Raw genomic sequence first — 12,358 nt, 5'->3', positions numbered from 1 at the left:
GTTCTCGGCTTAGAATTCATTCTTCCACTGCCTAATAACGGTGAAAGTTGCTAAGGTATTTATTGAGTTTTTACCACTATAATCAACAGCGCTTTCGATGATTTCTTGTTGTTGGCAACGTAAAAACGGATTGATTTTTTTCTCAAGTAAAATAGAACTAGGGATGGTGGGAATATTTTTTGCTCGTCGTTCTACTACTTGATTGTAATAGTGAACGAGTTCAGCGTTATTTGGCTCAACCGCTAAAGCAAACTTTAAATTGGCTAAAGTGTATTCGTGCGCGCAGTAAACATGTGTTCGATCGGGTAAGTCGGTTAAACGGGTTAAAGCGCTCAACATCTGTTTTGGTGACCCTTCAAATATCCGCCCACAGCCGCCTGAGAATAAAGTATCACCACAAAAAACAGCATCACCAGTGTAATAACCTATATGATCTAAGGTGTGCCCAGCGAGATCAATGACTTCAAAAGAAGTTTCAAGCGCAGGAATTTCGATTATTTGCTTAGCGACTACCCGAACATCAACATTGGTTATCTTTTTATTTTCAGGCGCATAAACAGTAAGTGGCCAGTTCTTATTTTTACAGTAGCTCTTTAACTCAGCAACACCACCGGTATGATCAGCATGATGATGGGTGATTAAAATAGCGCATAGCTGTAAATTATTTTCCTCTAAATAAGTAATGCAAGGTTTAGCATCTCCGGGATCGACCAGAGCAACGGGTTTTAGCGTTTTATTATCGGTAACGTTTACTTCATGAGAGGTTATTGCCCAAAAATAATTGTCGGTAAAAGCGGGTATTGCCGTAATCAAAATTGGCTTTAGTGTTTGACTTTGCACGTTAAATCGTCCTCAATGAAGGTAGAGTAAGTAGTATACCCGTAAACGAACTAAAAAGGCGTATCTAACTGATGAAACCTGCTTTGGGCTATCGACAACCCCATTACCCAAAATCTTGGCAAGCTTTACCAAACGGCGAGGTCATTGTTAAAGAAATTGAACAAGTGTTAGCGCCGTGGTGGCCAAAATTTTTTGGTTATCATCTATTAAAAATTGGTGCACTCAGTGGTCATATTGACAGCTCAGGCTGTACAATTAAACATCAAATAAATTTAGTCGAGCGAAAACAAACCGGCGATATTATTGCTGATGTAGATGATTTACCCTTTTTAGAACATAGCATTGATGTTTGTTTACTTAGCCACGCCTTAGAATTTTCACTTGACCCTCACCATGTAGTGCGAGAAGCAAACCGAGTATTGATCCCTAATGGTTACTTAGTTATTACTGGTTTTAACCCTTTTAGTTTAGCGGGACTTAATAAATTTATTCCCTATCGTAAACATAACACTCCGTGGAACGAACGTTTTTTTTCGGCAATGCGAGTGAAAGATTGGCTGCATTTAATGGGCTATGAAATATTAGTTGATGAAAAAGTTATTTATTCTTCTTTATCGGGACGGTTAAGCCAAGGTAAAATTGTTCAACTTTGGCAAAAAATCGCGAGTGACTTCTTACCTAATTTAGGGTCTATCTATGTCTTAGTGGCCAAAAAACGTGTTCACCCGTTAACGCCTATTAAGCCTAAATGGGCGATAAGGCCGAAGTTTAAACAGGTAGAAGTGCCTAGTATGAATTCATCACATAAAATTAACTAACTTTTAAGTTCCTAACAAAGAGAATACAGTAATGATCCATCGTAATGATTTAGAGCAGCACCTAAATGCCTTGCTAAAGCCTGAACAAATTAAAGACTTTTGTCCTAATGGTTTACAAGTTCAGGGCAGTGATCAAATCCATAAAATTGTCACGGGCGTAACCGCAACACAAGCGTTAATTGCCAGAGCTATTGATGAAAAAGCAGATGCTTTAGTGGTACACCATGGTTTTTTTTGGAAAAATGAATCTTATGTTATTCGTGGCATGAAATATCAACGAATTAAGGCGTTGCTTGATCACAATATAAGTTTATTTGCCTACCATTTGCCGCTTGATATTCATCCGGTATTAGGAAATAACGCTCAGCTTGCTCAATTATTTGAAATAAATAATGTCCAACCTCTAGAAGTTGGCAATCCTTTAAGTGTCGCTGTACGTGGTGAGTTCTCACATCATATTTCAGGTGATGAACTGAGTACACGTATCTCCCAGCAACTAGCGAGAAATTGCTTGCATATTACACCACCGTCTAATAAAAAAATAAAAACAGTTGCTTGGTGCAGTGGTGGCGGACAAAATTATATCGAGCTTGCTGCAGAGCAGGGCATTGACGCGTTTATTAGTGGTGAAATTTCAGAGCAAACGACCCATGTTGCAACAGAAATGGATATTCATTTTTTTGCTGCTGGCCATCATGCAACCGAGCGTTATGGCGCTAAAGCGTTGGCCAAACATCTTGAAAAAGAATTATCAATACCAACAGTTTTTATTGATATTGATAACCCTGCTTAGAGAATATACTCAGCCTAAGGATTAAACCCTACGTCATCCAGAATGCACCCCATTCGACATATGCCCCCCCATCCGTCATGCTGAATTTATTTCAGTATCAGCATGACGGCGGAGAATACAAAGACCAGATACTGAAACGAGTTCAGCATGACGGCGAGAATACAAAGAGCAGATACTGAAACGAGTCCAGTATGACGGCGAGAATACAAAGACTAGATACTGAAACGAGTCCAGTATGACGGCGGAGAATACAAAGACCAGATACTGAAACGAGTTCAGCATGACGGGCGAAGAACACAAAGACCAGATACAGAAACCGTCATGCTGAATTTATTTCAGTACCAGCATGACGGCGGAGAATACAAAGCCCAGATACTGAATGGGCTCCATTGGTCATATGAGCCCCTTCCGTCATCCTGAATTTATTTCAGGATCTCGTCGTTCATAACATAAAGAGCAGATACTGAAACCGTCATGCTGAATTTATTTCAGTATCAGTATCAGCATAACAGCATAACAGCAATATAAGCCGCTACTAGCTCTTTAACCACTGAACCACGCGGCCTATGCTCTCATACCAGGCATAAGTTGTTTGTTCTAATTTTTTTGGCGTAGGGATATAATCTTGCCAATATTTTTCGTCATTCATTCCTTTGGTCCATTTACCTGCGGGGGCGGCGATGGGGTTAATACCTTCTCGTTGGAAGTACTTTATTGCACGCGGCATGTGGTCAGAATTAGTTACTAAGACAACGTTTTTTCCACTGACCCTTGGCGCCATTAATTGTGCTTCTTCTTCGGTATCTTGTGCAAATCCCTCAACAATTATTTTTCTCTCAGCAACACCTAACAGCATTGCGGCTTGCTTAACCTTCTCGGCATTACTTGTTTCGTCATTGCCGGCATAACCTGAGGTAATTAAGTGCGCTTCAGGGTGAATGCGCAGGATACGCATCGCTTCAACGAGTCGTTGCAACGAACAAACACCTAATTCGCTAGTCGCTGGTAATTGAGCATCTGTGGTGTGCTTGCAGCCTAAAATAATAATATAATCAACAGGTTTACTTGAACGTGTGAACGCGGAGTATTGGCTTTCTAGCGGTGCCATAACTAGATTAGCGACCGGACCTAATGAACCTAGCGTTAATAATAAGGTCGCCAAGATTAAGCAGCTATAACTGAATCTCTTTTTATATTGATAAAAAATAATAGCTAATACCAATAATAGTATAACGATACTTAACGGCATGATCAGCGCGCTAATAATTTTTTTAAGTAAAAATAGATCCATAGTAATTAATCTTAGCTCGTTGTATATTTGAAAAATTATTCGAGATTATAATCATCATTGATGGATATACCAAGTGAAGTCATTGATTGATCACCTAGTGAGAGTTTACATGTCATATTGTTATGAGGTTGCCGTATTTTCTGTTAGTAAAGAAAATCAACAAAGAGTGATTGAATTAAGTCAGTTATTGTTTGAAGAAATGAACAAGGAAAGAGCCGTCTTAATATCACATAGTATATTAAGTAAGACCGATAATGATGAAGAAATTTGTTGGCAATTAGTTTGGTTAGATGAAGCAGCGGTTGAAGAAAATGCTAAAAAGTGGGCTACTTTTCCTAGCAGTGCAGAGCTAGAGTCACTGGTTGGATCACGGCTTTATTACGGACATTTTTTAGCGATTTAAATTTAGGGTAAGCGACTAAAAAAAGCGAAGCAAGTTATGCTTCGCTTAGCTATTCTTTAAATTAAGCTGGTTAACATTTCGGCATTATATTCAACCAAACCTTCACCCGCTCGCACTTTAGCGACGTAATCAGCATTAGCAATAAAAGGTCGTCCGATTGCGACTAAGTCAAACTTATTATCGGCAATGGCATCACTGGCAGTATCTGGAGTATAACTGCCTACACCCACTAATGTTTTAGTGTAGTTGGCGCGGATATAACTTGATGCTTGGCCATCTAAATAATCAAAGACCATAGAATCATCAAAAATACCTAAATGTAAAAATGCCAGCTCACGCTGTTCAAGTTCGGTCAGTAAGTGATCAAATACTTGGCGGTCTCTTGCATCCCCAGACATGAAGAAATAGGCACCTGGGCTTATTCTTAATGCCGTTCTATCTTTACCAATGCTGGCAATAACCGCATCAACAACCGCTAACGGAAAACGTGTCATGTTTTCTGGTGTTTCGCCGTATTCATCGGTGCGACGGTTGCTGTCGTAATGAAGGAACTGGTCAATTAAATAGCCGTTAGCACCATGAATCTCGACACCGTCAAAACCTGCTTCGATAGCATTTTTTGCCGCTTGAGCAAAGTCTGCTATTAACTGCTCAATCTCTTGATGAGTAACAGCTCTTGGCACTTGATAGTTTAAATCGCGCATTCTCGGTACTGTGCCTTCAACACCTACCGCCGATGGCGCTAAAACGTCACTAGAGCCATTATTATTGTGCTCAAAGAAGTGAGGATGAGCAACTCGGCCGGTGTGCCAAAGTTGAGCAAATATTTTACCGCCCTTATCGTGAACTGTCTTGGTGACAAATTTCCAAGCATTGACTTGTTCTTGGGTAAATAAGCCCGGTGTATTCGGATTACCTTGACCATCAGGACGGATTATCGTTGCTTCAGAAATGATTAAACCCGCTTCTGCTCTGCGGCCATAATATTCGGCCATTGCTACCGTAGGCACTAAGTTATCATCGGCCATACAGCGGGTTAATGGCGCCATTAATATACGGTTATTTAAAGTGATGGTGTCATTTAGTGCATAAGGTTGGAATAAATTATCAGTCATTAATTATCTCTATTAATTGATTTCTTTCTTGAATATGCGTTCAAGATAACGTTATTTGAACAATCATTCAAGTATTATTTTTGAATGATTGTTCAAAATTAAGTATCATGTCGTTATCTAGTAGATAAATGAAAAAGTGGTGATCATGAGAAATGCTGAGTTCGACCGAGAAAAAGTGTTAAGAGCAGCGATGAGCTTATTTATGGAAAAAGGCTATAGCAAGACAAGTATGCCTGATTTAAAAAAAGTGACAGGTTTACATCCAGGTTCAATTTATTGTGCATTTGAGAATAAACGCGGTTTACTGTTAGCCGCTATCGCCCAGTATAAAGCTGACCGTAATGCCGAATTTTCACAGTTTTTTTTAAGTGACGAAACCATTCTTGCACAATTAAAAAAATATTTAGACCATATGGTCAATGAATGTGTCAGCGGTGATCCCGCGAAAGGCTGCTTATTTATTAAAACCCTTTACGAGTCAACAGAAGAAGATCAAGAAGTACAAGCCGTTATTGCCGACAATGTTTTACAATGGCAACAAGCGCTAGCTGATAAGTTTTTGCAAGCACAAGCAGCGAAAGAATTATCATTAAATAAAAAGAGTGAACACTTAGCGCAATTTTTAATCATGGGGATTTATGGTTTACGCACTTTTGCTCAATCAAATCCAGATCCAGAGACATTAAAAGCGTTAGCAGAGCAATTATTTAACAGTATTGATAATTAACCGGTCGTTAACTGTAAAGCCGCTATAATAGCCTTATTATTGCAGTTTTTTTCATGGAGTTTTGTATGCGTTTATTTTTATTAGCTTTTTCTATTATCACGGTACTCTCAGGGTGTGGTAAAGAAGAGCAGCCTTTTGAAGAAGTTATTCGTCCTATTGCATGGCAAGAAGTTCAGCAAACCTCATTTGACCAAGTGCGTCGTTTGTCTGGCACTATTTACCCGGTTGAAGAAGCTAATTTAAGTTTTGAGGTTGGTGGAAAAATACAATGGATAAAAGTAAAACTCGGTGATGAAGTTAAGCGAGGCGATGCCCTAGCGCGTTTAGACCAACGAAACTTTAATTTGAGTCGTCAATCAGCACAAGCAAACCTACAAAAAAGCTATGCCGCACTATCTGAAACTGAAAATGAATATAAACGTTACGCCGAGTTATCAGCCAAAGGTTTAGTGTCAAAGTCTGGCTTTGATAATGCCAAAGCAGCTTTTGAGTCAGCAAGCAGTGCCGTAAACATTGCTAAAACTCAACTTGATATCGCCAATAAAGATTTAAGTGATTCAATATTAACGGCCCCTTACAATGGTAAAATAACGAAACGTCTTAGCGAACCTTCTATGCAAATTTCTCCGGGCCAAGCCATTTTTCAAATTGAAGGTGACGATGGTTTAGAGGTGCAAGTCATGGTCCCCGAAACGATGATCAGAGATTTATCTAAAGGAAGCGAAATTAATATTCATTATCCCGCGTTTCCCGGCTTAAACAGTAAAGGCACAATCGCAGAAATTAGTTCTCGCGCCGCTACAGCTAATGCATTTCCGGTGACTATTCTTATTAATTCTGAAACAAAAAATTTGCGAGCAGGCATGACAGCCGAAGTTGACTTTACCTTTCAAGGTATTGGACGAACGGGTTATCAAGGTAAAGCTTTTCGTCTCCCTATTGCAGCACTGGCAGCAGATGAAGGACAAAAGTCGTATGTATTTGTTTATAACGTTGAACAACAAATTTTACAAAAACGTATGGTGCAAACAGAAAGTATTTTAAACAATGAAGTCTTGGTTTCTGCTGGCTTATCGTCAGGAGAAATTATTGCGATTGCCGGTGTCTCGTTTTTACGTGATGGCCAGTCGGTTCGGTTGCTTGATAAGCATGTAAAGCGTTTTAATTAATCACGTTCCCGTATAACTTGAAATTTAGAGACTTTTATGAATTTAACTAAAATTGCTTTTACCTACCGAAAGTCCATTTTAATGGTACTTGCCTTATTATTGATCAACGGTGTTTTTGCTTATTTAACCTTACCAGCACAAGAAAACCCAACAATAACTATACGTAAAGCCATTGTTACCACTTCATACCCAGGCATGGCCCCCGAACGTGTTGAACAATTAATCACGCGTGCCATTGAAAAAGAAATTAGAAAAATTCCTGAAGTTGAAAAACTTACATCGACCTCAATGACGGGACAATCGGTCATTCATGTTGAAATTTACGATCGCTATTTTAATTTAGATAATATTTGGCAAGACTTACGTAATAAAGTTAAACAAGCGCAATTGAATTTGCCAGAAGGGACTAGTCCTCCTTTTGTTAATGACTCATTTGGTGATGTATCTGTTGTCACTTTAGCCTTAACCGCTGACGGTTTTGACTTAGGTGAAATGTATGATATTTCTAAACATATTCGTGACAATTTATACAGTGTTGCAGGTACTAAAAAGGTTGATATTATCGGCGTTCAAGCTGAGCGAATATACCTTGAAGTAAAAACAGCTAAACTCGCTCAATTGGGTATTTCACCGCGTAGCATTATTAGTGAACTACAAAATCAAAATATTATTAGTCCAGGTGGACAAATCGATACGGGTTTACGTTCCATAGTGGTTGAGCCAACGGGTAATTTTTCTTCACTGGAAGAAATAGGTAATACTCATATTAGGATCACCGGGACTGACGATACCATCGCGCTAAAAGATATTGTTAGCCTGCGCCGGGGCTTTATTGATCCGCCAGATAAACCTGCCTACTTTAATGGCGAGCCCGCTATTATGTTTGGCGTTTCCATGCTGCAAAAATATAACTTATTGGAATATGCGCCAAGAGTTAAAAATATGGTCACCAATATTGAAAATACTTTACCGATTGGCTACAAAATCAATATTGCAACTTATCAAGCGGATCAAGTACAGAAATCTATTGAAGGGGTCTCAATCAATGTAATACAAACACTGGTGATTGTATTATTGGTTGTTATTTACTTTTTAGGTTTACGTACCGGTTTAATTGTTGGCTCAATTGTACCTTTTGTGATGCTAACCACATTAGCTATTATGAAGTTCTCTGGTATGACGTTAGAGAAAATGAGCTTAGCAACACTTATCATTGCCTTGGGTTTATTGGTTGATAATGGCATTGTTATTGCTGAAGACTTTAAACGAAGAATTGAACAAGGTATAGACCGCTTTGATGCCATGTGCCAGGGCGGTAAAGAACTTGCCATGCCATTACTCAGTTCATCGGTAACCACGATTTTATTTTTCTTACCCTTAATGCTTGCCGAGCATGTTGCGGGTGAATTCACCCGCTCAGTTTCCCTGGTTATACTGATAACGTTGATGACCAGTTGGGTTTTAGCTTTATGTGTTACTCCAACGCTTTGTTATTTCTTTATCAAAGCTGAAAATAAGGGGTCGGCAACAACAGATAAACCCACTGAAAATTCAACGAAATTCTATCAAATATATGAAAAATTTCTTCATTGGGTTTTAGCACATAAAGCCATTTTTATGACCTTGATGGTCGTTACCTTAATCGTATCTTTAAGTGGCTTTGGCTTACTAAAAAAACAATTCTTTCCTGACTCTGACCGAACTCAGGTGATGATGTACATTGACCTACCTAATGGGACTTCGGCAAGAGAAACTAATCGTCAAATGCAAGAGGTGTTTACTTGGTTAGATGATAAGACGAGTTTTCCTGAGATCAGTAACTATTCGGGGTATTCTGGTTTTAACGGACCGCGTTTTGTATTAACACTTAATCCAGAAGATCCCGCTAATAATAAAGGGTTTGTCGTCATTAATGTTAAAGATGAGACAAAAATTAATACTTTTGTTAATAAATTACATAACGGTATTATTGAAAACTTCCCCAATGTGTCTGGACGCGTTAAGCGGATGTTTGCGGGCCCTTCAGATTCAAGCACAATAAGTATTCAAGTAAAAGGTCCTGATAAAGACATTTTATATGAAAAAGCTAAAGAAATTATGAGCGTTTTACAAGCGGTCCCTCATATTAAAAATGTGCGTACCGATTGGGAAAATCGTATTGTTAAGATGCAAGTTAAAATTGATCAACATCGTGCCCGTCGAGCCGGTGTTACCTCTTCTGACGTAGCTACCGCCTTACAAGGCTACTTTAGCGGCGCTAATGTTACTGAATATCGTGATGGCGATGATATTATTCCCGTGGTGTTTCGCGCAGAAGAAGAAGAGCGTTTTAATCTAGATAGGCTGCGTACCGTTTCAATATTTTCTAATCAAACTGGATCATCAGTGCCCTTATTTCAAGTGGCAGACTTTATTCCAGTTAATCAGTATGCAAAAATTCAACGTGAGAACATGTTTACGACTATCACGATTGAAGCCAGTAATACCCAAATGACAGCGGAAGATCTAAAAGGGGTTATTGACGGCGATATTCAAGCATTAAAAAAAGATTTACCCGTTAACCATTTAATTGAATACGACGGTGTTATTGTCCAGTCTAAAGAAGCGCAACAAGCTCTTGGGGCTAGTATGCCGATGGTTATTGGTTTGGTGCTAATTTTATTGGTTATGCAATTTAATTCATTCCGCCGAGCGTCAATTATTGTGCTGACTATTCCCTTATCACTGATAGGGACGGTTGTTGGTTTATTAGTCATGAATGCGCCTTTTGGATTTATGGTCACCTTAGGTATTTATAGTTTGGCAGGTATTATTATTAATAATGCGATTGTCTTAATTGACCGAATTGAAATTGAACGAGCCACAGGGCAAAGTGACTATCAAGCCATTGTTAATTCGTGTTTAACACGGTTACGCCCAATAACGATGACAACCGTTACCACCATTATGGGGTTATTACCGTTATTGATAGACCCAATGTCAATGTTTTATGGTATGGCAACCGTATTAGCATTCGGCTTAGGCGTTGGCACAATTTTAACCTTAGCGGTTGTACCTGTTTTATATGCCAGTTTCTTTAAGATCAGTCGATGCTAGTTCATGTACTGTTAGTTGAAGATGATCTTGATTTAGCGACAACAATTATTGATTATCTTGAATTAGAAGGCATAACCTGTGATCACGCAGCTAACGGTATTGCTGGCTTAGGATTACTCAGTAATCACCATTTTGATGTGATGATCCTCGATGTGAATATGCCGCGCATGGACGGTTTAACCGTCTGCAAAAAAATGCGCGAGCAAGGAAATAGTACGGCGATTTTGATGTTGACCGCTCGAGATACCTTAGATGATAAACTGGCTGGCTTTGCGGCAGGATCAGATGATTACTTGGTTAAACCGTTTGAAATGCAAGAGCTGATTGCCCGTATTCAGGTGTTAGCAAATCGCCGCAGTGGTCAAACAAACCGATTATCACTGTTCGGTCTTGACGTTGATTTTGGCGCTAAAACATTAAAACGGCAACAACATACGTTACAATTGTCACCAACAGGTTGGAAAATCCTTGAAGTATTGATGCGAAAATCACCTGAGGTTGTTTCAAAAAAACAACTGTTACAAGCTGTTTGGGGTAATGAACAACCAGACAGTGATAGTTTGAAAGTCCATTTGTTTAAATTGAGACAACAAGTCGATACCATCAATGAAAGTAAGCTTATTCATACGGTGGCGGGACAAGGTTTTGTTTTTCGTGCATGATGAGATTAATGAACATTATAATAGCTACTTTATAGTTAATAATTGATATGAGTAAAACTAAGAAAAAACCACAAACCCTTCGTCGATACGTCTTAAAAGTACAAAGCATGATTGCCTTAATTATCGTGCTTAGTTACACCTTAGTGATTAACTTTTATTTTATTCATGGGCTTGATGAAGCTAACTTTCAGGATCTTCATTTAGAAAGTAATGATTTTGCACGTCAATATCAAAAAAACATCGATCATCCATTGCCTAATAACATTCACTTCCAAGGTTTCTTAGATTGGAAAAGTCTTCCCGTCGAAATACGAGAGCATTTTGCTGCCTTTGAAAATGTAAAAAAAATGGCGATGGATAACATTAGACTTTTCAGTGAAGACACTTTTATTTCATGGCCAGAGCAGGCTATATTTGTTATTGCACAGCCCTTATTTGATGGTAAAATTTTTTATTTAGTACGAAAAATAAATATTAAACAATATGATGCTTTAAGCCAAATGGGTATCAGTAAAATGTTCCAGCTAACGTGGCCAATAGCATTGATTTTTTTATTAGTGATGCATTTTTCTGTCCAGTTATTGCTTAAACGAACGTTAACACCCTTTTACCGTATTGGTGATTGGGTTGAAAGTTTAACCCTTGAAAATGTTGAGCAAGACACACCAAACTTTGAATTCTATGAATTAACAGCGATTGCAGTTCAACAACAAAAAGCGCTATTAAGGCTCAGTGCTATGCTTGGTAAAGAACAAGATTTTTTACGCCATGCAAGTCATGAATTACGAACCCCAATAGCGGTTGTTAAAAGTAACAGTGAATTATTAACCCGAATATTCTCTAGCGAAAATAATAAAGACAAAGGTGAACAGTCTTTAGCCCGTATCAGTAGGGCAGCACTCAATATGCAACACACCACAGAAACACTATTATGGCTTAGCCAGGAACACTCGATAGAGCAAAGCAATCAACAAACATTAGCTTTAGTCGAAATAGACTTAAACTTGATGATTAACAACTTGGTTGAAGATAACGCGTACTTATTACAAAGTAAAAAAGTTAAAATAACACTTAAATTGACGCCTACTCATATTAAGGTACTTGAAACACCTTGTCGCTTGATCCTCAACAACTTAATTCGCAATGCATTTCAATATACAGCGGAAGGCGAAGTTATTATTCAATGTAGCCAAGGCCTAGTTATCGTTGAAAATATTAATATAAGTGAAGGTGACTTTGATCACAGTGGTGCTGATTACGGCTATGGTTTAGGTTTAAGGTTAGTTGATAAAATCGTCAATAAAATGCATTGGTCATATCAAAATAACGATGCAAGTGGTGGCCGTAAAGCGACCGTTGATTTTCGAACCCCTATTTAACTATATAACTGTTAAACTATTTAACTATTTAACTATTTAACAAACTAACTAACTTCAACATTATC

At 38.5% G+C, this 12,358-nt stretch carries 11 protein-coding genes; 8 read left to right on the top strand and 3 right to left on the bottom strand.

All coding sequences use genetic code 11. From position 1 onward, the window contains the following. Nucleotides 1-9: 9 nt before the first annotated feature. Nucleotides 10-840, bottom strand: coding sequence for a hydroxyacylglutathione hydrolase (gene gloB, locus H4J57_RS02280; RefSeq protein WP_310733693.1), 831 nt, complete (start codon nucleotides 838-840; stop codon nucleotides 10-12). Nucleotides 841-911: 71 nt separating this feature from the next. On the opposite strand from gloB, the gene H4J57_RS02275 reads away from it, so the two are divergent. Then, entirely contained in the window at nucleotides 912-1,658 is a 747-nt protein-coding gene (locus tag H4J57_RS02275) for a class I SAM-dependent methyltransferase (protein ID WP_182222146.1), read from the top strand. Between the two features lie 31 nt (nucleotides 1,659-1,689). Further along, nucleotides 1,690-2,451 (top strand): Nif3-like dinuclear metal center hexameric protein, encoded by a 762-nt coding sequence (locus H4J57_RS02270; protein WP_220470252.1) that lies wholly within the window; start codon nucleotides 1,690-1,692, stop codon nucleotides 2,449-2,451. A 535-nt stretch (nucleotides 2,452-2,986) separates the two neighbouring features. Here H4J57_RS02270 and H4J57_RS02265 read toward each other — a convergent pair. Beyond that, a complete protein-coding gene (locus H4J57_RS02265) occupies nucleotides 2,987-3,742 on the bottom strand; it encodes an ElyC/SanA/YdcF family protein (RefSeq protein WP_182241824.1) in 756 nt (251 codons plus the stop codon). Between the two features lie 109 nt (nucleotides 3,743-3,851). Here H4J57_RS02265 and H4J57_RS02260 point away from each other — a divergent pair, with 109 nt between their 5' ends. Beyond that, nucleotides 3,852-4,145 carry a hypothetical protein gene (locus tag H4J57_RS02260; protein WP_182241823.1) on the top strand — a complete coding sequence of 98 codons (294 nt, stop codon included), beginning with the start codon at nucleotides 3,852-3,854 and terminating at the stop codon, nucleotides 4,143-4,145. 56 nt (nucleotides 4,146-4,201) lie between these two features. Here H4J57_RS02260 and H4J57_RS02255 read toward each other — a convergent pair whose 3' ends face one another. After that, entirely contained in the window at nucleotides 4,202-5,260 is a 1,059-nt protein-coding gene (locus tag H4J57_RS02255) for an alkene reductase (RefSeq protein ID WP_182241822.1), read from the bottom strand. 145 nt (nucleotides 5,261-5,405) lie between these two features. Between H4J57_RS02255 and H4J57_RS02250 the strand changes: the two genes are divergently transcribed. From H4J57_RS02250 to H4J57_RS02230, 5 genes are all read left to right on the top strand, one after another. Next, nucleotides 5,406-5,987 (top strand): TetR/AcrR family transcriptional regulator, encoded by a 582-nt coding sequence (locus H4J57_RS02250; protein WP_070376693.1) that lies wholly within the window; start codon nucleotides 5,406-5,408, stop codon nucleotides 5,985-5,987. Between the two features lie 65 nt (nucleotides 5,988-6,052). Continuing rightward, on the top strand, nucleotides 6,053-7,156 hold the full coding sequence (locus tag H4J57_RS02245) for an efflux RND transporter periplasmic adaptor subunit (RefSeq protein ID WP_182241821.1): 1,104 nt from the start codon (nucleotides 6,053-6,055) through the stop codon (nucleotides 7,154-7,156). 36 nt (nucleotides 7,157-7,192) lie between these two features. Next, complete coding sequence (locus tag H4J57_RS02240) at nucleotides 7,193-10,252, top strand: efflux RND transporter permease subunit (protein WP_182241820.1); 3,060 nt, start codon at nucleotides 7,193-7,195, stop codon at nucleotides 10,250-10,252. Beyond that, a complete protein-coding gene (locus tag H4J57_RS02235) occupies nucleotides 10,246-10,914 on the top strand; it encodes a response regulator transcription factor (RefSeq protein WP_182241819.1) in 669 nt (222 codons plus the stop codon). The genes H4J57_RS02240 and H4J57_RS02235 overlap by 7 nt, the downstream gene beginning before the upstream one ends. Before the next feature lie 47 nt (nucleotides 10,915-10,961). After that, complete coding sequence (locus tag H4J57_RS02230) at nucleotides 10,962-12,293, top strand: HAMP domain-containing sensor histidine kinase (protein WP_182214341.1); 1,332 nt, start codon at nucleotides 10,962-10,964, stop codon at nucleotides 12,291-12,293. The last annotated feature ends 65 nt before the right edge of the window (nucleotides 12,294-12,358 follow it).

Origin of the sequence: Colwellia sp. BRX8-7, assembly GCF_014077275.1 — a bacterium.
GTDB lineage: Bacteria > Pseudomonadota > Gammaproteobacteria > Enterobacterales > Alteromonadaceae > Colwellia_A.
Note: the sequence above shows the minus strand (reverse complement) of the source record. Positions and strands in the feature narration are given on the sequence as shown.

Excerpts from the sequence above, each read along its gene's own strand:
- H4J57_RS02270 (WP_220470252.1), top strand. The coding sequence starts at position 1,690 with ATGATCCATCGTAATGATTTAGAGCAGCACCTAAATGCCTTGCTAAAG.
- H4J57_RS02245 (WP_182241821.1), top strand. The coding sequence starts at position 6,053 with ATGCGTTTATTTTTATTAGCTTTTTCTATTATCACGGTACTCTCAGGG.
- H4J57_RS02235 (WP_182241819.1), top strand. The coding sequence starts at position 10,246 with ATGCTAGTTCATGTACTGTTAGTTGAAGATGATCTTGATTTAGCGACA.
- H4J57_RS02260 (WP_182241823.1), top strand. The coding sequence starts at position 3,852 with ATGTCATATTGTTATGAGGTTGCCGTATTTTCTGTTAGTAAAGAAAAT.
- H4J57_RS02230 (WP_182214341.1), top strand. The coding sequence starts at position 10,962 with ATGAGTAAAACTAAGAAAAAACCACAAACCCTTCGTCGATACGTCTTA.
- H4J57_RS02250 (WP_070376693.1), top strand. The coding sequence starts at position 5,406 with ATGAGAAATGCTGAGTTCGACCGAGAAAAAGTGTTAAGAGCAGCGATG.
- H4J57_RS02275 (WP_182222146.1), top strand. The coding sequence starts at position 912 with ATGAAACCTGCTTTGGGCTATCGACAACCCCATTACCCAAAATCTTGG.
- H4J57_RS02240 (WP_182241820.1), top strand. The coding sequence starts at position 7,193 with ATGAATTTAACTAAAATTGCTTTTACCTACCGAAAGTCCATTTTAATG.
- H4J57_RS02255 (WP_182241822.1), bottom strand. The coding sequence starts at position 5,260 with ATGACTGATAATTTATTCCAACCTTATGCACTAAATGACACCATCACT.
- H4J57_RS02265 (WP_182241824.1), bottom strand. The coding sequence starts at position 3,742 with ATGGATCTATTTTTACTTAAAAAAATTATTAGCGCGCTGATCATGCCG.